Source organism: Plasticicumulans sp., assembly GCF_035331805.1.
GTDB lineage: Bacteria > Pseudomonadota > Gammaproteobacteria > Competibacterales > Competibacteraceae > Plasticicumulans.
Genome location: NZ_DAOLKE010000003.1, coordinates 1 through 22126 on the forward strand (window position 1 = coordinate 1; position 22126 = coordinate 22126).

Genomic DNA, 22126 nt, shown 5'->3' on the forward strand with positions numbered 1-22126 from the left:
CCGGCCGGCGACGGCGTGCGCGGCTTCGGCTGGGATGTGGTGCTGCCGGGCTGAGTGGGGGTTGCCGCGCACTGCGGGCGGGCCGGGCCTCGGGGGCTTGTCGCGGCGGCCGGGGCGCTGCGCTTCAGCCGCCGCCGTTATCCGCAGCGCCCGGGCACGGCTGCAACCGCACCACTTCCCCGGCCCCGGCCGGCAGTCGCGCCCCGAGTGCCGTGCAGCCGGTGGCGTCGCAGAGCGTGTAGTCGGCGACGAAGGGCGAGCGGGTCAGCCGCAGTTCCGGCTGCGGCGGCAGCGACGGGCGGTAGTGCCAGAGGCCGCCTTCGAGCCGCGCCTCCGCTGGCGGCTCCATGCCGGCGGCGCTGCCGCTGATGCGCGCCTCGACCAGCTGCAGCCGCCCGCCGGCGTCGATGCGCCAGTCCTCGGCCCAGCGCACGTGCTCGACCGAATGCGTCCAGACCAGCGTGAACACGCCGGCGGCAACCGGCAGCGTGCCGAAGCAGAGCGCCGGCATCAGCGGGGGAGCTGCTGCGGGAGCTGGCGGGTGCGCCGCCAGTGCCAGAGCAGGAACACGGCCGACAGCACGAAGCCGGCCTCATCGGTGACCGGCAGCGCCGCGACCAGCAGGAAGGCTGCCGCCATCGCCAGCCCGCGCTCGCCGGCGCCGAGCGGTGCGAACAGGTAGCCGATCGCCGCCGCGCCCCACAGGCCGATCGACACCAGCGCCTTGACGACGATGTAGAGCACGGCAGTGACGGACGGATCGCCCTGCAGCATCAGCGCCGGGGTGTAGACGGCCATGAACGGCACGACGAAGCCGGCGATGGCGATGCGCATGCACTGCAGGCCGATGCGCAGGCCCGAGGCGCCGGCGATCGGCGCCGCCGCGAAGGCGGCGAGGGCCACCGGCGGCGTCAGGTCGGCCATGATCCCGAAATAGAACACGAACATGTGCGAGACGATCAGCGGCACGCCGAGTTCGAGCAGCGCCGGGGCCGCGAGCGAGGAGGTGATGATGTAGTTCGGGATGGTCGGGATGCCCATGCCGAGCACGAGGCAGGCGAGCATGGTCAGCAGCAGCGACAGGAACAGGCTGTCGCGGCCGAGATCGATGATCAGGCCGGCGAACTGCGAGGCGACGCCGGTCAGCGTGGTCACGCCGATGATGACGCCGACCAGCGCGCAGGCGATGCCGACCGGGATCGCGTGGCGCGCACCGTCGGCAAGCGCCTGCACGCACAGCGCGAGCGTCGTGCGCCCGCCACGCAGCCCGGCGAGGATCGCGACCAGCACGGCGATCAGCGCGAGCACCGCCGTGATCCCGAACTTCAGGAAGGCCGAGGCGGCCAGCCCGAGCGCGAGCCAGAAGCCGATGCGCAGCGCCCGCCCGGGCAGCCGGAGCGCGATCGGCGTGCCGAGGATCAGCAGTGCGGTCAGCGCCAGCCCGAGCGTGCCGGCAAACAGCGGCGTGTAGCCGGCGAACAGCAGCCAGACCAGCGCCGCCAGCGGCAGGATCAGGTACCAGCGCTCGCGCAGCGCACGGGCGGCATCGGGGCAGTCGGCCTTCGCCAGACCGTGCAGGCCGGCGCGGCCGGCTTCGAGGTGCACCATCCAGAACGCGGTCGCGAAGTACAGCAGCGCCGGGATCAGCGCGGCGCGGCAGATCTCGACGTAAGGCAGGTTCAGCGTCTCGGCCATGATGAAGGCGACCGCGCCCATGACCGGCGGCATGATCTGCCCGCCCATGCTGGCCGTGGCCTCGACGCCGCCGGCGAAGTCGGCGCGATAGCCGAAGCGCTTCATCAGCGGGATCGTGAACTGGCCGGTGGTGACGACGTTCGCCACGCCCGAACCGTTGATCGTGCCCATCAGCCCCGAGGACACCACCGCGACCTTGGCCGGCCCGCCGCGGTAGTGGCCGACCGTGCCCATCGCCAGATCGGTGAACAGGTCGATCATGCCGGCGCGCTCCAGAAAGGCGCCGAACAGGATGAACAGGAAGATGTACGACGAGGACACGTAGGTCGGGATGCCGTAGATGCCTTCGGTGCCGAGCACGAGCTGCTCGATGACCTGCTCGAAGGCGTAGCCGCGGTGCGCGAGGTGACCGGGCAGGTACTGGCCGAACAGCGCATAGGCGAGGAAGGCCGCGCAGATCAGCGGCAGCGCCCAGCCCATCTGCCGGCGCGCGGCGTCGAACACCAGCACGGTGATCGCGCAGCCGACGACGAGATCGGTCATCGACGGCTCGCCGGCGCGCTGGATCAGCTCGGCAAGGAACACCCAGTGATACAGCCCGAGCCCGAAGCCGGCAACGCCGAGCGTCCAGGCCAGCGCCGCGCCGGTGCGCCCGCTGCGGCCGGCCGACAGGCCGTAGACCAGCAGCAGCAGGAAGCCGACGTGTACCGAGCGCACGACCTGGCTCGGCAGCGGCGAGAACGCGGCGCTCCAGAGCTGGAACACCGAGAACATGATGCAGATCGCGAAGATCGCGCGCGCGGCGGGCTCCGGCGTGCAAGCGGAAGGCGCGGACATGGGGGGCGCGGACATGGAGGGCGGAATCCGGACGGCAGCGGCGACGGGGACTGGCGCTGCCGCAAGCACCGGCGGCGCCCGCTTCGGCAAGGCTTACTTCAGCAGCCCGGCCTCGCGGTAATAGCGCTCGGCGCCCGGATGCAGCGGCACCGGCGAGCCGCTGGCGGCGGTTTCGGCCTTGATGCTTTTGCCGGCGGCGTGCGCGGCGGCGAGCGCGTCGAGGTGCTCGAACATGCCTTTGGTCATCGCGTAGACGACCTCCTCCGGCACGTCCTCATGCGTGACCAGGAAGTTCACGACCGCCACCGCCGGCACGTCTTCGGTCTGGCCCTCGTAGGTGTTGGCCGGGATCACGGCGGCGCGGTAGGCGGCATCGCCGATCTTGCCGACCGTTTCGGCCGGCACCGCGACGACGACGATCGGCACGGCCTGCGCGAGGTCACGGATCGACGCGACGCCGAGGCCGGCTGACTGCAGCGTCGCGTCGAGCTGGCGGTTCTTCATCAGCTCGACCGACTCGCCGAAGGGCAGGTACTCGACCTTGTCGAAGTCCTCGTACTTCAGGCCGGCGGCGCCGAGCACGGCGCGGGCGTTGAGTTCGGTGCCGGACTTCGGCGCGCCGACCGAGATGCGCCTGCCCTTGAGATCGGCGAGCGTGCGGATGCCGGATTCCTTCGCGGCGACGATCTGGATGTAGTTCGGGTAAATCGCCGCGACCGTGCGCAGCTTCTTCAGCGGCGCGCGAAAGCCCGCCTCCTCGTTGCCGTTCCAGGCCTGACTCAGCGAATCGCCGAGCGTGAACGCCAGCTCGCCGCGCCCGGCCTGCAGCAGGTTCAGGTTCTCGACCGAAGCCTTGGTCGCCTGCACCGAGGGTTTCGAATCGGGCACGGCGGTCTCGAAGATCTTCGCGAGTGCGACGCCGAGCGGGTAATAGACGCCGCTGGTGCCACCGGTCAGCACGTTGATGAACTGCGCGGCCGGCGCGACGGCGGCGACGGCGAGCAGGGCGGCGGCGAGCGCGACGGCGCGCCACGGACGGATCGACGGCATGGGGATTCTCCTCGGGTCGGGTGCCTCTGGCCTGCGGCAGGCGCGGGCCGGGCAACTTGTCATTGATGCTTGCCCCGGCAGATATAGCCCAGCCCGCCGCGCCGGGGCCGGCCGATCCACAGCCGGTCCGCACCGGTGCGCTTCAGAACAGCGGCAGCTGCACCATGCGCCCGATCGCGGCACCGCGGGATTCCGCTTCGCCGCCGTCCTCTTCCGGGAAGCCCGAGACGGTCAGCCCGAGCAGGCGCACCGGCCGCGAGCACGCCTCGGTGCGCGCCAAGAGGGCCGGCAGCGCCGTGCGCAGCTCGGCGGCCTGGGCATAGCGCGCCGGCGGCGCCAGCGTGTGGGCGCGGGTGACGGTCTCGAAGTCGGCGTAGCGCACCTTCAGCGTCAGCGTGCGCCCGGCGAGACCGCGGCGGCCGAGTTCGGTCGCGACCTCATCGGCGAGGGCGCCGAGCGCGGCCTCGATCTCGCCGGCGGCGCCGAGATCGCGCGCATAGGTGGTCTCGGCCCCGAGCGACTTGCGCACGCGCTGCGCACACACCGGCCGGTCGTCCTCGCCGCGCGCGAGCTGCGCGTACCAGTGCCCGGCCTTGCCGAAGTGCTCGACGAGGCGCGCCTCGGACCACGCCCCGAGATCGGCGCCGGTGGCGATGCCGAGCGCGAGCATCTTCTGCTCGGTGGCGCGGCCGATGCCGTGAAAGCGCCCGATCGGCAGCTTCGCGATGAACGCCGGCCCCTGCTCCGGCGTGATCACTGCCAGGCCGTCGGGCTTGTCGAGATCGGAGGCGATCTTGGCGAGGAACTTGTTGTACGAGACGCCGGCCGAGGCCACCAGCCCGGTCGCGGCACGCACGGCGATCTTCAGGTCCCGCGCGATCAGCGTCGCCGATCCACGACAGACACCGACACCGCTGACATCGAGATAGGCCTCGTCGAGCCCGACCGGCTCGATCAGCTCCGTATAGCGCGCGAACACCGCACGGATCTGCTGCGAGACGCTCTGGTAGACCTCGAAGCGCGGACGCACGAACAGCGCCTGCGGACAGAGCCGCCACGCGTGCGCGCACGGCATCGCCGAGCGGATGCCGAAGCGGCGCGCCTCGTAGCTCGCGGTCGCAACCACGCCGCGCCCGCGCGGATCGCCGCCGACGACGACCGGCCGGCCGCGCAGGCGCGGATCGTCGCGCTGTTCGACGGCGGCGTAGAAGGCATCCATGTCGACGTGGATGATCTTGCGCGACAAGCGGCAGTCACTCCGGCAGCTCAGGGCGTGCGGGGCACGGGAATGAAATCACCGGCCTGCGATCCGGGGCAGGCAGGTTCGCAGCAGGCGATAAAATATCGGCTGACCGGAAAACATCGGCGCAGACCGGAGCATGGAGGTCGAAATGGCGGATGAAGATGAAGAGGAGTTCGAGCGGAATCTGCGCCTGGCCGAGCAGGGCGATGCCGACGCCCAGTTCGAGGTGGGCTGGATGTATGCGCACGGCACCGGCGTCAGCCGCAACGATGGCGAAGCCGCGCGCTGGTTTCGCATGGCGGCCGATCAGGGCGATGCCGATGCCCAGCGCAATCTGGGCTGGATGTATGCACACGGTCTCGGCGTGGACCGGGACGATCGGGAAGCGGTGTACTGGTACCGCCTGGCGGCCGAGCAGGAACATCCCGATGCCCAGTGCGATCTGGGCTGGATGTACGAACATGGCCGCGGTGTCATCCATGACGACAAGGAGGCGGTGCGCTGGTATCGCAAGGCGGCCGAACAGGGACAGGCCGTTGCCCAGTGCAGACTGGGCGGGCTGTATGAGGAGGGCCAGGGGGTCGAGCAGGACGACTGGCAGGCGCGCCACTGGTATCGCAAGGCGGCCGAGCAGGGACATCCCGGGGCGATCATGGAACTGGAGCGCCACGAGATCATGGTCGGCCCCCTGGAGGATGACCCCCCTGCCGAAGCGGACGCATCGGCACCGGATGATCTTTCCGATCTCATCGGCATCGCCAGCGTCAAGGCACAGGTGGAATCGCTGACCCAGTTCATCCGCGTCCAGAACTCCCGGCGCGCCGTCGGCCTGAAAACGCCGGCTTTGTCGCTGCATCTGATCTTCACCGGCAATCCCGGCACCGGCAAGACCACGGTCGCCCGGCGGATCGGCAGCATTTACCGGCGACTGGGCCTGCTGCAGAAAGGCCACGTCATCGAATGCCAGCGCCAGGATCTGGTCGGCGAATACATCGGCCATACCGCCCCGAAGGTCAGACGCAAGTGCGATGCGGCCATGGACGGCGTGCTGTTCATCGACGAAGCGTATTCGCTGATGCAGCCGAACAGTGACAAGGACTTCGGCAGCGAAGCGATTGCGGCGCTCGTTGCCGAAATGGAAAACCGCCGGGACCGGCTGGTCGTGATCGTGGCCGGCCATACGCAGGAGATGAAAGCATTCCTCGACGCCAATCCCGGCCTGCGCTCCCGCTTCTGGCGCACGCTGCACTTCGAGGACTATACGGCCGGCGAGCTGCTCGAAATCTTCGAGCGCTTCGCCATCGACGGGGATTACCGCCTCGACGCGCAGGCACGGTCGGTGCTGCTCGGCAGGTTCGAAAAATCGCTGGCCGGCAGGACGCGCACCTTCGGCAACGCCCGTCACGCCCGCAACCTGTTCGAGCAGGCGCTGGAAAAACACGCGGCGCGGGTGGGACGCCTCGCCGATCCCGACTGCGCAGCCCTGCAGACGATCACGGCCTTCGATCTGCCCTGAACCGCGCCTGCGGAGACGCACCGCCCTTCGCGGACGCTTGCGCACCGCCACAGACGACAGCCGTGGTCTTCAGCAGGGATGCGAGGATGCTGCCGATCGGCGCTTCACCGGACGTGCTGGAAATCCGGCGCGACTGCGGGCGCCGGGGTGCCGCCTCGCACGCGCCGCCGGCGGCGCGTTGCCCGGCCAGCAGATCAGGCCGGAGCGGCAGGTCGGGCCGGGTTGCCGCAGCGGGCGGCGGCCGGTCGACCGGAGGGTGAGGAACTGCGGGATCGGGACGGGGCTGCCGCTACAGGCAGCGGCGGTTCGGGCTGACCGGGACCGGATGGTCGGTGGACATCGCGGCGCACATGCGCCAGTAGCCGCGCTCTTTCAGGGCATGCCAGACGGCGCGTAACGAGATGTAGTTGGTCATGACGAGCACCTCAGGGTGCTGAACATCCGGATCCGGCAGGATGGCGCCAGGGGCGACCACGGGGCCTGCGGAACCGCGTTTCGGGTCGGCGGAACGACGCCAGGAACGCTCGACTGGATGAAAAGCAACTTTGGTGCCACGAGGCATTCGCACGGCAAGTGGTTGTTTTTTCAAAATGTCGTCCGATGGCTGTTCTGATGTACTGTCAATTCCCCTGACGCTTTTGCGACAGTGACACGTCAAGTCGATGACATAGCGACGTAAAAAAGCGACGTATCTGTCTGATTCTGCCTGCATCCGCGTGATGCATCGGTCCTTCGCGGCCACCACGACCGGCCGTGGCCGGCATTCTGCACCTCCTGCATGCTGCAGGTGCAAATTGTCGCCTTGCAGCGACACCTCTGTTACGAATCCGTGCCTGCCCCGATCGGCGCCTGCCGTGGCACAGTGGGCGCCTCCGTCTTCACCCGCCTCCGCCGGGAGCGCCGCCATGAGCATCCGCCCGACCGATCTGTGCCTGCACCAGCAGACGCGCATCCTCGAAGTCCGCTTCGAGGACGGCGCGCATTTCGAGATGAGCTGCGAATACCTGCGGGTGTTCAGCCCGTCGGCCGAGGTGCGCGGCCACGGGCCGGGGCAGGAAACCCTGCAGGTCGGCAAGGAGGAGGTCGAGATCGTCGACATCGTGCCGGTCGGCAACTATGCGGTGAAGCTGGTGTTTTCCGACGGCCACGATTCGGGCCTGTATTCGTGGAACGTGCTGTACGAACTCGGTCGCGACCAGGCCGCGAACTGGCAGCAGTACCTCGCACGCCTCGCTGCCGCCGGTCACGTGCGCCGCGCCGGGCCCTGACGGCGGTTTGAGCCGGCGGGGCCGCGTGGCTATGCTGCAGGGCCGTGCCTGCTGCAGCGCAAAAGCGGCAGCCCCGCATCAGGACCCGCATTCCCAATCCTTCCAGGTCGCAGGCCCGGTCGCCCGGCCGGCCCGACGGAGCACGCGAGATGGCCAGCCCGGAAACGCCCGGTAACGACGACACCGCCACCACTCATTTCGGCTACCAGCAGGTGCCGGTCGAGGACAAGGCGCGCCGCGTCGCCGGCGTGTTCCATTCGGTCGCCGCCCGCTACGACCTGATGAACGACCTGATGTCCTTCGGCGTGCACCGGCTGTGGAAGCGCTACGCGATCGCGCTCGCCGGCCTGCACCGCGGCGACTGCGTGCTCGATCTGGCCGGCGGCACCGGCGACCTGACCCGGCGCATGGTGTCGGTGGTCGGCGCGCGCGGCCGGGTCGTGCTGTCCGACATCAACGCCTCGATGCTCGACGAAGGTCGCAAGCGCCTGCTCGACGAGGGCATCACCGGCAACGTCGAATACGTGCTCGCCGATGCCGAGGCGCTGCCGTTCCCGGATGCGTACTTCGATGTCGTGACCATGGCCTTCGGCCTGCGCAACGTCACGCACAAGGAGCGGGCGCTGGCCTCGATCCACCGCGTGCTGAAGCCGGGCGGGCGGCTGGTGGTGCTGGAATTCTCGAAGCCGGTCGTGCCCGGACTGGCGCCGGTCTACGACCTGTATTCGTTCCGGATGCTGCCGCTGATGGGCCGGCTGGTCGCCAACGATGCCGAAAGCTACCGCTATCTGGCCGAATCGATCCGCATGCACCCCGACCAGCAGACGCTGCGCGACCTGATGCAGGCCGCCGGTTTCGAGTCGGTCGAGTACTACAACCTGACCGGCGGCATCGTCGCCGTGCACCGCGGCTACAAGTACTGACGCGGCAGGCGCCGCCCGTGCCGAGCGCGGCGGCCATGACTGGTTTCCGAAGGATCGCGCCGATGCCCCCGATGCTGCTGATCGCCGCCGCGATCGAGACCGCGCTGAACCGCCTGCTGGCGATGGACCCCGAGGCACCGGCACGGCTCGCCGGCCTGCGCGGCGCGACCATCGCCTTCGAGGTGCATGGCGTGAACCTGCTGGTGTATCTGGTGCCGGTGCCGCACGGCTTTCAGGTCGTGCACAGCCATCACGGCGTGCCGGAAGTCCTGGTGCGCGGCTCGCCGGCGGCCTTCCTGCTGCTCGCGCGCGGGGCCCCGGTGCAGGAGGCCGGCGTCGAGATCGTCGGTGATCCGCTTGCCGGCCAGGCGCTGCAGAAGCTGCTGCGCGAGCTCGACATCGACTGGGAGGAGCAGGCCTCGAAGGTGTTCGGCGACGTGCTCGCGCACCGCCTCGGCCGCTTCGCCCGCGGCGCGCTCGGCTGGCTGACGCAGGCACGCGAAACCCTGTTCTACGACGGCGCGCAGTTCATCCAGCAGGAGGCCGGCGCGCTGCCGGTCGCCGATCGCGTGCACGAGCTGCTCGACGCCATCGACACGCTGCGCGCCGACGCCGACCGGCTCGATGCGCGGCTCGCGCGGCTCGAAGCCCGCCTCGCCAGCCGCTGAGCCACGCCTGCGCCGCGGCCTCACCTTCCCCCCTCGCTTCCCTGACCGGGTTTCCCCGCATGCTGCGTCCCGCCCAGGCCCTGCGCCTGCTGCACATCAACCGGGTGCTGGTGCGCCACGGCCTCGACGACATCATCCTCGCCACCCATCTGTTCCGCCCGATCGGCTTCGTGCGCCATCTGCTGCCGTGGAACTGGCTGCGCGGCGAGGATCACCGCTCGCGCGGCGAGCGCATCCGCCTGACGCTCGAGGATCTCGGACCGATCTTCGTGAAGTTCGGGCAGATGCTGTCGACGCGCCGCGACCTGCTGCCCGATGACATCGCCGACGAACTCGCGAAGCTGCAGGACCGCGTGCCGCCGTTTGCGCCCGAGCAGTCCCGGCAGATCATCGAGCAGGCCTACGGCCGGCCGCTCGCCGAGACCTTCGCCGAGTTCGGCGAGCAGCCGCTCGCCTCGGCCTCGATCGCGCAGGTGCATCTGGCGCGGCTGTTCGACGGCCGCGAAGTCGTCGTCAAGGTCGTGCGCCCCGGCATCGCCCGGACGATCCGCCGCGACATCGAGCTGCTGTACATCGTCGCCGGGCTCGCGCAGCGGTACTGGCGCGAGGGCCGGCGGCTGCGGCCGGTCGAGGTGGTCGCCGAGTACGAGAAGACCATCTTCGACGAGCTGGACCTGATCCGCGAGGCCGCCAACGGCGCGCAGCTGCGGCGCAACTTCGAGCACTCGCCGATCCTGTACGTGCCCGAGATCCACTGGCCGTACTGCCGGCGCGAGGTGCTGGTCATGGAGCGGGTGCGCGGCATCCCGGTCGGGCAGATCGAGGAGCTGCGCCGCCTCGGCGTCGACATGAAGAAGCTCTCCGAGCGCGGCGTCGCGATCTTCTTCACGCAGGTGTTCCGCGACAGCTTCTTCCACGCCGACATGCACCCCGGCAACATCTTCGTCGATGCCAGCGATCCGGCCGATCCGCGCTACATCGCCATCGACTTCGGCATCATCGGCACGCTGTCGCCGGTCGATCAGCACTATCTGGCCGAGAACTTCCTCGCCTTCTTCCGCCGCGACTACCGGCGCGTCGCCGAGCTGCACATCGAATCGGGCTGGGTGCCGCGCGACACGCGCGTCGATGAGTTCGAATCGGCGATCCGCACCGTCTGCGAGCCGATCTTCGACCGGCCGCTGCGCGAGATTTCCTTCGGCGGCTTCCTGCTGACGCTGTTCCAGACCGCGCGGCGCTTCAACATGGAGGTGCAGCCGCAACTGGTGCTGCTGCAGAAGACGCTGCTGAACATCGAGGGCCTCGGCCGCCAGCTCGATCCGGAACTCGACCTCTGGAAGACCGCCAAGCCCTTCCTCGAAGACTGGATGAACGAGCGCATCGGCCCGAAGTCGCTGCTGAACAAGCTGAAGGCCAATCTGCCAAAGCTTGCCGAGCACCTGCCGGACCTGCCGGTGCAGATCGGTGAGCTGCTGCACGCGCTGAAAAGCGGCGAACTGCGCATGCAGGTGCACGCGCGCTCGCTCGATGCGCTGCGCGAGGACATCCGCCGCCAGGGCGCACGCAGCCGCCAGACCACGGTCGGCGCCGCGCTGCTGATCGGCGCGGCTGTCGTCTACGGTCTGAACAGCCTCAACCCGGCGGTGGTCGCCGCTGCACCGTTCGTGACCTGGGCGCTCGGCCTGAGCGGCGGCGCGCTGGTGCTCGGGGCCGCGCTGCGCGACTGAACCGGCCCGTCACCCGCGTACGAACAAGCGTACGAACCGTAAAACCGCAGCGATTGCATGCGACGGCCACAGCCGGTCGGGATACCGGCGCGGACCGTCGCAGCTCATGCCGGAGCCTCCCGGCCTCACCGTCACACAACCGGAGCGTGGAAAGATGGCCCATATCATCTGGAGCAACGATCTCAGCGTCGGCATCGAGATCATCGACAGCCAGCACAAGCGCATCGTCGATTACCTGAACGAGCTCGACGATGCGCGCCTGAAGCACAGCCGCGATGTGGTCGGCGGGGTCATCGAGGATCTGATCGACTACACGCAGAGCCACTTCGGTTTCGAGGAGACGCTGATGGAGGAGGCGGGCTATCCCTACGTCAACGCGCACAAGAAGATCCACGAACTGTTCATCCGCCGCATCAACGAGTACCACGACCGCTTCAAGCTCGGCGATGACGTGACCGAAGAACTGCACCGCACGCTGACCAACTGGCTCGTGAACCACATCAAGCGCGAGGACAACGACTATTCCAGCGTCGTGCAGGTGCATACGGCCAGGGGCAAGGTGGATCTGGAGCCCGAAACCTCGGGCTGGCTCGGCGGTGCCCTCAAGCGCTTCTTCGGCAAGAGGAAATAGCCGCGCCCGCGCCCGCTCCGGAGCGGCAGGCGCGGCAGCCGCCCTGTGGATAATTTTGTGGAGAACCCCGGGTCAGCCCCGCCCGTCCCGCCGCAGCCGGACCGCGTGCCGGCCTCGCCCGCCCGTGCCGGATTACCTTGACAATCAGACACCTGTCTTCCATGCCTGCGGCGATGCACGGCTGCAGGCACAAACCGGCCGCCGGCGTCCGGTTTGTGTATAACTCGAAAGGCTGCGACGACGACGCTCGCAGCCGGCCGGCCGGTATGCCGCTGCGGTTTTGCTGCCAGTCCGCAAGTGCGCAGAACCGTCCCCGCCATCGCGCGTCGGACCGGCGTCGTCCTCGCGACCCGCACCGGAGTTTCCTGCCATGCACATCGATCTGTCCGGACGTACCGCCCTCGTCACCGGCTCGACTGCCGGCATCGGCCATGCCGCCGCCCTCGGACTCGCCGGCTGCGGCGCGCATGTCATCGTCAACGGCCGGCACGCCGACGCCGTCGAGCAGGCCTGCGCGGCGATCCGCGCCGCAGTCGCAGGCGCCGAGGTCAGCGGCATCAGCGCCGATGTCGGCAGCGCCGAAGGCTGTGCGCAGCTGCTGGCCGCGCTGCCGGCGGTCGACGTGCTCGTCAACAACGTCGGCATCTACGGTCCGCAGGATTTCTTCGAAGTGAGCGACGAGACCTGGCAGCGCTTCTTCGAGGTCAACGTGCTGTCCGCCGTGCGGCTGGCGCGGGCCTACGTGCCGGGCATGGCGACGCGCGGCTGGGGGAGGGTGGTGTTCCTGTCGTCGGAATCGGGCCTGAACATCCCGGCCGACATGATCCATTACGGCTTCACGAAGACCGCGCTGCTGTCGGTGTCGCGCGGGCTGGCCAAGCGCATGGCCGGCAGCGGGGTCACCGTCAATGCGGTGCTGCCCGGCCCGACGCTGACCGAAGGCGTGCAGGCGATGCTGCAGGCCGAAGTCGAGAAGACCGGTCAGCCGATCGAGGCGGTCGGTGCGGCCTTCGTCGCCGCACACCGGCCGAGTTCGATCCTGCGCCGGCTCGCGAGCGCCGAGGAGGTTGCGAACCTGATCGTCTACGCCTGCTCGCCGCAGGCCTCGGCCACCACCGGCGCGGCGCTGCGCGTCGATGGCGGCTGCGTCGACACGATCGCCTGAAGCACAGCGGGTGGCCGGGCGTGCTCAGAGTCCGAGCATGAAGGTGATGACGTTCTTGGCGATGAAGCCGAGCACGCCGAGGCCGAGCACGCCGAACATCACGAAGGTGCCGAACTTGCCGGCCTTGGACTCGCGCGCCAGCCCCCAGACGATGAATCCCATCCAGCCGATCAGGGCAGGCAGCAGCAGGCGCAGCGACCAGTCGGCAAATTCGGCTTCGGTCATGGGGACTCCGGAAACGGTGGCAGGCGGGCGGATTCGGAAAGCGTGATGGACGCGCGAGTCTGCCGATCGGCGCCGGGCTGTGCTTTGATGCAGGTCAAGACCATGCTGCACCGCCGCATCCAGACTGTCCCTGCTGCCCCTGTCCCTTGACCCGGAGTACCGCCATGAGCCCGGAACAGTTCGAAAAAGGTCTCGAAGTCCGCCGCGCCGTGATGGGCGATGCCTTCGTCGAGCGTGCGCTCGCGAACCTCGATGACTTCAGCCGCCCGCTGCAGGAACTCGTGACCGGCTACGCCTGGGGCGAGATCTGGACGCGGCCCGGCCTCGACCGGCGCACGCGCAGCCTGATCAACCTGGCGATGCTGACGGCGCTCAACCGCGGCACCGAGTTCAAGGGCCACGTGCGCGGCGCGATCAACAACGGCTGCACGCGCGAGGAGATCGTCGAGGTGCTGCTGCAGGCAGCCGTCTACTGCGGCATGCCGGCCGGCGTCGAAGCCTTCCGCAATGCCCGGGAAGTGCTCGACCAGATCGACGCCGAGCGCGCCGGCGGATCACAATGACCCTGCGCCGTTTCAGGAATTGACGGCGGCGGCCGATACCGGAGCTATCGCCAGCCGCCGCTGCCGCCTACGCTGGCGGTCCGCCGGTCCGGGCCATTGCGGCCGCCGTGCGCCACCGGGTCCGAAGGGGGGCGGACATGAACGATGACGCCGCGCTGCTGCAGGCGCTGTTCCGGGCAATCCCGGACATGGTCTGGCTGAAGGACATCGACGGCCGCTATCTGGCCTGCAATCCGGCCTTCGAGCGCTATTACGGCCAGATGGCCGAGGCCATCCTCGGGCACACCGACTTCGATTTCGTCGATGCCGACACGGCGGCGTTCTACCGGCGCAAGGACGCCGAAGCCGCCGCCGCCGGCGTGCCGCGACGCAACGAGGAATGGATCGTCTATCCCGACGGCGCGCGCCGCCTGATCGAGACCACCAAGACGCCGCTGCACACCGGCAACGGCCAGCTGCTCGGCGTGCTCGGCATCGCCCGCGACATCACCGAGCGCAAGCAGGCCGAGGAGGCCGCGCTCGACCAGCAGGCGCGGCTGCGCGCGCTGCTCGACAGCTTCCCGTTCCCGGTGTGGATGAAGGATGCCGACTGCCGCTTCGTCGCCGTCAACCGCGCCGTGGCGCTGCTGACCGGTCACGCGGACCCGGCGGCGCTGATCGGGCACGAGGACCTGGACTTCTTCCCGCCCGATCTGTGCGCCCGCTACCGCGCCGACGATCTGGCCGTGCTCCGCGACGGCCTGCCGCGCCAGGTCGAGGAACCGATCGAGGCCCGCGGCGAGCGGCGCTGGTTCGAGACCCTGAAGTTCCCGGCGTTCGGCACCGATGACCGCGTGATCGGCACCGTCGGCTACGCGCGCGACGTGACCGTGCGCCGCGATGCCGAGGAACGCCTGCGCGCCTACGAGCGCGACTACCGGCATTTCTTCGAGGACGGCCGCGTCGCGATGCTGCTGGTCGATCCGGCCGACGGCAGCATCGTCGATGCCAACCACGCCGCCGCGATCTTCTACGGCTGGTCACGGCCGCAGCTGCTCGGGCTGAACCTGAGCGGCCTGAGCATGCTGCCGGCCGGAGCCCTCGCTAGCCGGATCGAGGAGGCGGTGGCTGCCGCGCAGACGCACTTCCTCTGCCGCCACCGGCGGGCCGATGGCAGCGAGCCCGATGTCGAGGTGCATGCGGCACCGGTGCGCGCACGCGGACGCTCGCTGCTGTACCTGATCGTCCACGATGTCACCGAGCGCGTCGCCCTGCAGTCGGCGCTCGCCGACAGCGAGGCGCGCTACCGGCTGCTGTTCGAGAACATGCACGAACTGCTGTTCGACATCGCACCGGATGCGACCGTGCGCCTGCTCAATCCGGCCTGGACCACGATCACCGGTCACCCGCTGTCGGCGACGCTCGGCACGGATTTCCGCACCTGGCTGCATCCTGATGACCGCGCGCCGGCCAGCCTGCTGTTCTTCGAACTGGCCGCCGGGCGGCGCGAGCGGGCGACGATCGAGCTGCGCGTGCGCACCGCCGACGGCGGCTGGCGCTGGCTGCAGACCGAAGGCAACCCCACCCGCGATGCCGCCGGCCACATCACCGGCATCGGCGGCGTCGCGGTCGACGTGAGCGAGCGGCGCGAGGCCGAACAGCGGCTGCGGCTGGCTGCGAGCGTGTTCGACCATGCGCACGAAGGCATCATCATCACCGATGCCGCCGGCACCATCCTCGAAGTCAACCGCGCCTTCACCGAGCTGACCGGCTGGACGCGCGACGAGATCCTCGGGGAGAACCCGCGCGTGTTCCGCTCCGGGCGCCAGAACGCCGCGTTCTACGACCGCATGTGGTCGACGCTGGCCGAGCGCGGCTGGTGGCGCGGCGAGGTCTGGAACCGGCGCAAGGACGGCTCGCTGTACGCCGAACTGCTCGACATCTCGGCCGTGCACGACAGCGCCGGCTGCCTGACGCATTACGTCGGCGTGTTCACCGACATCACGCTGCTGAAGGAACACCAGCAGCGGCTCGAAGACCTCGTGCACCACGACCCGCTGACCGGCCTGCCGAACCGGGTGCTGCTCGCCGACCGGCTTGCACACGCGATGGCACAGGCCGATCGCGCCGGCACCCGGCTCGCGGTCTGCTACCTCGACCTCGACGGCTTCAAGCCGGTCAACGACACCTGGGGCCACGAGACCGGCGACCGGCTGCTGATCGAGATCGCGCAGCGCCTGCTCGGCTGCGTGCGCGCCGGCGACACGGTCGCACGCCTCGGCGGCGACGAATTCGTGCTGCTGCTCGGCGGCCTGCCGGAGCGCGACGACTGCACCGGTGCACTGCCGCGGCTGCAGGCGGCGGTCTGCACGCCCTGCGTGCTCGACGGCCGCGTGCTGGCGGTGTCGGCCAGCATCGGCGTCACCGTCTACCCGGACGATGCCAGCGACGCCGATACGCTGCTGCGCCACGCCGATCAGGCCATGTATTCGGCCAAGCAGGCCGGCCGCAACGGCTTTCACCTGTTCGATGCCGACCAGGAGCGCCGCGCCCGCGACCGCAGCGAGCTGATCGGCCGCGTGCATGCCGGCATCCCGGCCGGCGAGTTCGAGCTGCACTACCAGCCCGAGGTTGACATGCACAACGGCGGCGTCGCCGGCGTCGAGGCGCTGCTGCGCTGGCGGCCGGCCGGACAGCCGCTGCTATCGCCGGCGGCTTTCCTGCCGGCGATCGAGGCCAGTCCGGCCGAGATCGCGCTCGGCGAATGGGTGCTCGACAGCGCGATCGCGCAGCTCGAACGCTGGCATGGGGCGGGGCTGGCGCTGACGGTCGCCGTCAACGTCTCCGCGCACCACCTGCAGCATCCGGGCTTCGTCGCGCGTCTGGCGCAGCGCCTGCGCACGCAGCCGCACGTGCCGGGCCGGCTGCTGCGCATCGAGGTGCTGGAAAACGCCGCGCTCGGCGATGTCGCGCGCGTGCGCCAGATCATCGCCGACTGCCGCGCGCTCGGCGTCGGCTGCGCGCTCGATGACTTCGGCACCGGTTACTCGTCGCTGACGCACCTGCGCCGGCTGCCGGCGGACGTGGTCAAGATCGACCAGTCCTTCATCCGCGACATGCTCGATGACAGCGACGACCTCGCCATCGTCGAGGGCGTGATCGGTCTGGCGCGCGCCTTCGACCGGCGCGTGGTCGCCGAAGGCGTCGAAACCGCCGAGCACGGCGCGGTGCTGCTGGCCTTCGGCTGCACGCATGCGCAGGGCTACGGCATCGCCCGGCCGATGCCGGCCGACGCGCTGCCGGACTGGCTGGCACGCTGGCAGCCGCCGGCGCTCTGGCAGCATCACGCCGCACGCTGGACCCGGGCGGAGCTGCCGCTGCTCGGGGCGCGCATCGAACTGCAGCGCTGGATCGAACGCCTCGGCACCTGTCTGGACCTGCCGCCCGGCGAGATCGGCAACACGCCGGCGTTCGGCACGCACGACTGCCGCTTCGGCCGCTGGTACCACGGCCCCGGCCGCCAGCGCTACGGCACGCACCCGGTCTGGGCGAAGATCGATGCCGGCCACGAAGAATTCCACGCCCTCGGCGCCGAACTGCTGGCCATGCACCTGGCCGGCGAGGCCGAAGCGGCGCGCGCGCGCCTCGGCGAGCTGCGCACGCAGTGCGACGCGCTGCTCGGCCTGCTCGACGCGCTGCTCGGCAGTCCCGAGCGCGAGCACACCGATTCGCCGTGACGCTGCATCGCAGCCGCAAGCGGCTTCATGCGGCTTCCGGAAGCTCAGGATGTTCGCGATCCGCCCGCCAGCCGCACCATCGGTGTATCCGGCAAACGAGGCCGGCAGCCTGCACCAGCGGCTCATGCCGCTCACACGTGGCACGTGAATGTGTTGTTGAGCTCCCTCCGCAATCCCTCCCCCGCACCGGGAGAGGGGCTGAAAAGACGGCATGCTCAGCCGGGACCGGTATGAACGGCCTCACGCACTCTTGGCGCAGGTCGCATTGCCCTTGCCCCAGTCGCCGATGTCGGGGCTGGAACAGAAGCTGCGCGTGTCGGCAGCGATGCTGGCGGTGACGGTCTTGACCTCCTCGCGGGCGGCCGTGGCTTTCTGCACCTTGCGCTCGACGTTGACCGCCTCGGTCGGCACACCGCTGCTCTTCGACGAACCACGCCCGCCGCCACGGTTGGCGGACTGCGCAACCGTGCTGCGCGTCGCGCCGCGCTTCTGCAGGTCGGACTCGTAGGCCTTGGTGTAGGTGTCGAGGCTTTCACCGATACGGCCGTCGACCGCCGCCATCAGCGCGTTGGCCTCGCTCATGCCCGAGACGATCTCGGCGAAGCGGGCCCGGCCTTCGGCGTCGCTGACCTTGCCGCGCTTGCGCAGCTGCACGAGCGCCTTGAACTCCTTCTGATAGCAGCGCTGCGCGTTGCGCGCGGCCGAGGTCGTGCGGTTGAACTCGCCGGTCGTGCGGTCGATGTCGGTGCCGTAGGCAGCAAAGCGGGCACTGTCCTCGGCAAGCTGCTGCTGCTTCTGCTGATAGTAGGCCGTGGCGCCGCCAGCGAGACCGCCGAGCACCGCGCCGGCGATGGCGCCCCGCGAATCGCCGGTCGCTATCGCGCCAATGGCAGCTCCTCCCAGGGCCCCGAGCGCCACCCCGGTGCCGACCGCCTGCTGCATGCGCTGGTCGGACTCGCGCAGGTAGCCGACCGGTTCGTAGCACTTCGGGTAATAGTTGACGGTGGTCTGCTGCACGACGCCCATCGTGCTGTTCATCTGGGCGCAGCCGCTCAGCGCCAGCAGCAGCGACAGGGCGGCGGCCAGCGGACGCTGGCCGGGTTTCGGTTCAGAGAGGGACATGGCCTACGGACTCCTGTGCAGGTGGGTTTCTCAGGCTGCTTCCGTGCCGGGCAGCAGAGGGTTCCAGGCGGATTCAGACGCCCCTGCCGCAGGCTGAGGCGCCACTGCCCCAGTCGCCGACATCGGGGTTGGAACAGAAGCTCTTCAGCTGCGCGGTCAGGCCGCTGCTCACGGCCTTCGATTCGTCGCGCGCGGTCGAGGCCTGCTGCACCTTGCGCTCGGTGTTGACGGCGGCTTCGGTGCTGGCCGGCTTGGCGGAGCCGGCGACGGCGACCGGCTTCGAGGAACGGGCGGCGCGGGTGACCGCCTGACGCTCGACGCCGGTCTTCTTCAGGTCTTCCTCGTAGGCCTGCGTATAGGTGTTGAGGCTCTCGCCGATGCGCTGGTCGACGGCGGCCATCAGCGCGTTGGCCTCGCTGATGCCCGAGACGATCTCATTGAAGCGCGCCCGGCCCTCGGTGTCGCTGATCCTGCGGGTCTTGCGCAGCTGCACCAGGGTCTGGAATTCCTTCTGGTAGCAGCCCTGGGCGTTGCGCGCGGCCGAGGTCGTGCGGTTGTACTCGCCGGTGGCGCGGTCGATGTCGGTGCCGTAGGCGGCGAAGCGCGCGCTGTCCTCGGCGTTCTGCTTCTGCTTTTCGAGGTAATAGCTGCTGGCGCCACCGATCAGCGCGCCGGCGGCCGCGCCGATCAGGGCGTTGCGTCCGGCGTTGTCACCGCCGGTCAGCGCGCCGAGCAGGCCACCGGCCAAGGCACCGCCGACCGCGCCGGTGGCGACGGCGGATTTCATCTTGTCGTCGGATTCGCGCAGGTAGCGCACCGGCTCGTAGCAGGCCGGGTAGTAGTTGACGCTGGTCGTCTGCGCGACGGTATCCGCCGGGCCGCCGAGCTGGACGCCGGCGCAACCGCCGAGCGCGAGGGTCAGGGACAGCGCCGCGGCGAGCCTGCGGGCACCGGTCTGCGGAGGAAGGGCATGCATCGGGAAGACTCCGGGTAAAGGTTGTTCTGTTGTTCTGTTGTTCTGGTTCTGGCCGGGAGCACGGCACGGCCGGCATCGCGAAGGCAGCCGGATTCAGACGCTGAGCCTAGTGCAGTCGAAGCCCGGCGGCAGCCAGTCGCCGACATCCGGATTGGTGCAGAACTCGCGCAGGCGATTGTCGGCCTGCGCGATCTGGCGCTGCATGTCGGCGGCACGCGCCACGGCCTCGGGCCGGCGCAGGTTGCGGGCGAGCGCGACGCGGGTCGCGGCAATGCCGTCGCCGAGTTCGCGCAGGCGCGCACGGCCCTCGACGCGGTTCAGGCTGCCGCTGCGGTGCTGCGCAAGCAGCGGCTGGTACGCGGCCCAGTAGCAGTCCTGCGTGCGCTGCGTGGCGGCGATGTAGCCGTTCCAGACCGCCGCGCGCCCGGCATCGCGTTCGAGTTCGAGTTCGAGACGCGCGGCATCGAGCAGGCCGCGGCCGCAGTCGGCGTAGAAATCGGTCAGCGGCGGCGTGCCGGGGGCGACCGGTACGTCGCCGGCCGCGACCGGGGCCGGTGACGGGGCACAGACGCAGCAGCCGGCCAGCGTGGCGACGGCGAGGGGGGCAAGGAGGAAGCGCATGAGGGTGAGGATTCCTAACGTCCGAGCACTTCGTTCAGCACGCGGTCCCGATCGAGCCGGCGCGTCTCGCGGTACTGCTCGACATGCTTCATGAACAGCGTCGCGCGCGCGCTCAGGCTGCGCCCGAGCACGGGCTTCTTGCCGAGTTCGTCCTGCACGCGCTGGAATTGCTCGGCGAACAGGGTTTCGGCGTAGGCGGCGCCGGAGTTGACGTTGTCGAGGTAGATCGACAGCGCCGCCTGCACCGCACTGGTGCCGTCGGCAATGACATTGGTGAAGAACTGCACGCCCTCGGCGTTGCGCTTCGCCTTCTGCTCTTCGAGCTGCTTGTTCAGGTTGGTCAGGCGGATGTTGTAGTTGCCGATGGTTTCGGCGACCAGCGCCGAGGACTGGATCAGGTTGGCCGCGGCATCGCGCCGCTGCGCGGCGATCAGTGCCACCGAGCGCTTGAGTTCCTCGCTGACCGTGCCGAGCTCGCGGCCGATGGTCGAGGTCGGCATGTCGCGCTGCAGGTCGGCGACGATGCGGTCGAGCTTGACGCCGGCATCGGCGTCGGGCGGCAGCTCGCTGGTCAGGTTGCTCAGACGCCCCTCGGCCTGCCAGCCGGCGAACAGTTCGTCATAGCGCGCGCGCGGTGCGGCCAGCGTGCCGAGCGCGATGCGGAAGCCCGTCGTCGTGTTGCGGCTCGGCTGGCCCTTGTCGTCGAACAGCGGGTACTCGCGGCGCATGCCGGTGAACAGCGTCTGCTCGCCTTCGAGGTAGTTGCCGCCCTTGACCACGAAGCCGCCGGTGCCGCCGCCGGGCCGGCCGCCGCCGCGCACCAGCAGGAAGGGATCGAGCACCATCTCGGCGGCGTTGCCGATCACATCGAACAACCCGACCGGGTTCGGGCGCTTCGTGCCGATCGGCGCGAGCCGCGCCGTCTGGCCGCTGCCGCCGGCGACCTGCGTGTATACCGCCCAGTCGCGCAGCGGCCCGTCCTCGCTGGCATTGCCTTCGCGGCGCGGGAACAGCCGCGCTTCGAGCGCCTGCCGGTCGACCACCTGCGCACCGCGCGCCGCGTACTCCCATTCGGTCTCGGTCGGCAGGCGCACGTAGGCCGAAGCCCCGCCGGCCGCCGAACCGGCGCCGCCGCCGAGCGCCGGCAGCGCCTCGCGGTGCTTGCGCATCAGCCATTCGGTGTACAGCGCCGTGAAGTTCAGCGCGTCGAACCAGCTCAGGTCGACCATCGGCAGCCGGTCGGTCGCCGCCGGCGCCGGACAGGCCGGCGGCTCGGGCGCGGCACCGTGCAGCCAGGGCTCCAGCGCCATCACCAGCCGGTACTGGCGCTGCGTGATCTCGTACTTGCCGATGAAGTACAGCATCGGCTTCAGCCCGCCTTCACCGGCCGCCGGCAGCTTGCCGTCGAGGCGCGTGCGCCACGCCGTCGGCAGGTCGGCCGGTTCGAACTGGCCGTTGACGTGGCCGAGCCGGTAACCGGCGACGAAGCCCTGCTTGTAGCCGGGTTCGTCCTGCGTGAACGGATAGCCGAGGTTGACCTCGCGGTCATCGAGCGCGCTCTTGGCGAGCACGTAGACGGTGCGCAGCAGCAGCCGGCCGTCGCAGGGCAGCGGCAGTTCGATGTCGTCGGCGAGCGGCTTCGGGTCGTAGAGCGGATCGGGGGCGGCCGGCGGCCGGCTGACCTCATCGGCGGCAACCGGGAAGGTGAGACTCAAGGCGATGCCCAGGGCGAGGGCGGTGGCCGGCGCGGCGTGGCGCGCGCGGTGGAAAGCGGACGGCGGACGACGGAGCGACGGCATCTGCGGTAAGCCTGGGCGGGCAGCGGAAGTCCGGCGAGCGTAGCGCGCCACGGCCTGCCAGTGCATCCGGGTGCGTGTTCGGGTGATGGTGCAGGCTTCCGGCGGATCATGGCTGCATGGCCTGCAGCCGTCATCCGGAGCCGCTGATCGGGCATTTGCAGCCACCCTGCGGCACCGCTCCCGCAGGGGCTGCGGTCAGGCGAGACTCATGCTCGCCGATTAATTGATCATGATCATATACTTGTAAGAATAATCGCGTTTTCATGAGCCGGATTGCCGGACATCTGCTCAGGGAGTCGACCGGATGTGCATCGAGGGATGCAAAGCCAGCATGGCCCTATCACGACCAGCAGCGGCGCACTACCCCGATCGCCGGCAGCC

19 protein-coding genes are annotated in these 22126 nt (G+C 69.7%); 9 read left to right on the forward strand and 10 right to left on the reverse strand.

Translation table 11 applies throughout. The annotated features are described in order from the left end of the window. Positions 1-124 precede the first annotated feature (124 nt). The 4 genes from PKE44_RS00660 to dinB all read right to left on the reverse strand — a co-directional run bounded on the left by PKE44_RS00660 (position 125) and on the right by dinB (position 4828). Positions 125-511 carry a DUF1850 domain-containing protein gene (locus PKE44_RS00660; RefSeq protein WP_324547727.1) on the reverse strand — a complete coding sequence of 129 codons (387 nt, stop codon included), beginning with the start codon at positions 509-511 and terminating at the stop codon, positions 125-127. Further along, positions 511-2532: a TRAP transporter permease gene (locus tag PKE44_RS00665; RefSeq protein ID WP_324547755.1), complete on the reverse strand. Its 2022-nt coding sequence runs from the start codon at positions 2530-2532 to the stop codon at positions 511-513. Before PKE44_RS00665 ends, PKE44_RS00660 begins: the two co-directional genes overlap by 1 nt. Before the next feature lie 93 nt (positions 2533-2625). After that, complete coding sequence (locus PKE44_RS00670; protein WP_324547728.1) at positions 2626-3582, reverse strand: TAXI family TRAP transporter solute-binding subunit; 957 nt, start codon at positions 3580-3582, stop codon at positions 2626-2628. 142 nt (positions 3583-3724) lie between these two features. Next, positions 3725-4828, reverse strand: a complete 1104-nt coding sequence (dinB, locus tag PKE44_RS00675) for a DNA polymerase IV (RefSeq protein ID WP_324547729.1) — start codon at positions 4826-4828, stop codon at positions 3725-3727. A gap of 133 nt (positions 4829-4961) precedes the next feature. Between dinB and PKE44_RS00680 the strand changes: the two genes are divergently transcribed. After that, positions 4962-6341, forward strand: a complete 1380-nt coding sequence (locus tag PKE44_RS00680) for an AAA family ATPase (protein WP_324547730.1) — start codon at positions 4962-4964, stop codon at positions 6339-6341. 289 nt (positions 6342-6630) lie between these two features. On the opposite strand, the gene PKE44_RS00685 is transcribed toward PKE44_RS00680, so the two are convergent. Further along, the gene (locus PKE44_RS00685) at positions 6631-7155 is read right to left on the reverse strand and encodes a hypothetical protein (RefSeq protein ID WP_324547731.1); all 525 of its coding nucleotides are present in this window, start codon (positions 7153-7155) and stop codon (positions 6631-6633) included. A 91-nt stretch (positions 7156-7246) separates the two neighbouring features. Here PKE44_RS00685 and PKE44_RS00690 point away from each other — a divergent pair, with 91 nt between their 5' ends. The 6 genes from PKE44_RS00690 (at position 7247) to PKE44_RS00715 (ending at position 12723) form a co-directional block, all read left to right on the forward strand. After that, positions 7247-7609, forward strand: a complete 363-nt coding sequence (locus tag PKE44_RS00690; RefSeq protein WP_324547732.1) for a DUF971 domain-containing protein — start codon at positions 7247-7249, stop codon at positions 7607-7609. 149 nt (positions 7610-7758) lie between these two features. Continuing rightward, on the forward strand, positions 7759-8532 hold the full coding sequence (ubiE, locus tag PKE44_RS00695; protein ID WP_324547733.1) for a bifunctional demethylmenaquinone methyltransferase/2-methoxy-6-polyprenyl-1,4-benzoquinol methylase UbiE: 774 nt from the start codon (positions 7759-7761) through the stop codon (positions 8530-8532). A 62-nt stretch (positions 8533-8594) separates the two neighbouring features. Next, positions 8595-9200, forward strand: a complete 606-nt coding sequence (locus tag PKE44_RS00700; protein WP_324547734.1) for an SCP2 sterol-binding domain-containing protein — start codon at positions 8595-8597, stop codon at positions 9198-9200. A gap of 59 nt (positions 9201-9259) precedes the next feature. Next, on the forward strand, positions 9260-10927 hold the full coding sequence (gene ubiB / locus PKE44_RS00705) for a ubiquinone biosynthesis regulatory protein kinase UbiB (RefSeq protein WP_324547735.1): 1668 nt from the start codon (positions 9260-9262) through the stop codon (positions 10925-10927). Positions 10928-11081: 154 nt separating this feature from the next. Then, on the forward strand, positions 11082-11558 hold the full coding sequence (locus PKE44_RS00710; protein ID WP_324547736.1) for a bacteriohemerythrin: 477 nt from the start codon (positions 11082-11084) through the stop codon (positions 11556-11558). Positions 11559-11928: 370 nt separating this feature from the next. Further along, positions 11929-12723 (forward strand): SDR family oxidoreductase, encoded by a 795-nt coding sequence (locus PKE44_RS00715; protein ID WP_324547737.1) that lies wholly within the window; start codon positions 11929-11931, stop codon positions 12721-12723. Between the two features lie 24 nt (positions 12724-12747). Here PKE44_RS00715 and PKE44_RS00720 read toward each other — a convergent pair whose 3' ends face one another. Further along, the gene (locus PKE44_RS00720; protein ID WP_324547738.1) at positions 12748-12948 is read right to left on the reverse strand and encodes a DUF2788 domain-containing protein; all 201 of its coding nucleotides are present in this window, start codon (positions 12946-12948) and stop codon (positions 12748-12750) included. Between the two features lie 164 nt (positions 12949-13112). Between PKE44_RS00720 and pcaC the strand changes: the two genes are divergently transcribed. Together pcaC and PKE44_RS00730 are read left to right on the forward strand one after the other, a co-directional pair. Continuing rightward, positions 13113-13511, forward strand: a complete 399-nt coding sequence (gene pcaC / locus PKE44_RS00725) for a 4-carboxymuconolactone decarboxylase (RefSeq protein ID WP_324547739.1) — start codon at positions 13113-13115, stop codon at positions 13509-13511. A gap of 137 nt (positions 13512-13648) precedes the next feature. Beyond that, positions 13649-17227 (forward strand): PAS domain S-box protein, encoded by a 3579-nt coding sequence (locus PKE44_RS00730; protein WP_324547740.1) that lies wholly within the window; start codon positions 13649-13651, stop codon positions 17225-17227. A 240-nt stretch (positions 17228-17467) separates the two neighbouring features. On the opposite strand, the gene PKE44_RS00735 is transcribed toward PKE44_RS00730, so the two are convergent. The 4 genes from PKE44_RS00735 to PKE44_RS00750 all read right to left on the reverse strand — a co-directional run bounded on the left by PKE44_RS00735 (position 17468) and on the right by PKE44_RS00750 (position 21745). Then, complete coding sequence (locus tag PKE44_RS00735; protein ID WP_324547741.1) at positions 17468-18349, reverse strand: glycine zipper domain-containing protein; 882 nt, start codon at positions 18347-18349, stop codon at positions 17468-17470. Between the two features lie 73 nt (positions 18350-18422). After that, a complete protein-coding gene (tagQ, locus tag PKE44_RS00740; protein WP_324547742.1) occupies positions 18423-19325 on the reverse strand; it encodes a type VI secretion system-associated lipoprotein TagQ in 903 nt (300 codons plus the stop codon). Positions 19326-19418: 93 nt separating this feature from the next. Then, positions 19419-19946 carry a hypothetical protein gene (locus PKE44_RS00745; protein ID WP_324547743.1) on the reverse strand — a complete coding sequence of 176 codons (528 nt, stop codon included), beginning with the start codon at positions 19944-19946 and terminating at the stop codon, positions 19419-19421. 14 nt (positions 19947-19960) lie between these two features. Next, the gene (locus PKE44_RS00750; RefSeq protein WP_324547744.1) at positions 19961-21745 is read right to left on the reverse strand and encodes an SUMF1/EgtB/PvdO family nonheme iron enzyme; all 1785 of its coding nucleotides are present in this window, start codon (positions 21743-21745) and stop codon (positions 19961-19963) included. Positions 21746-22126: the final 381 nt, after the last annotated feature.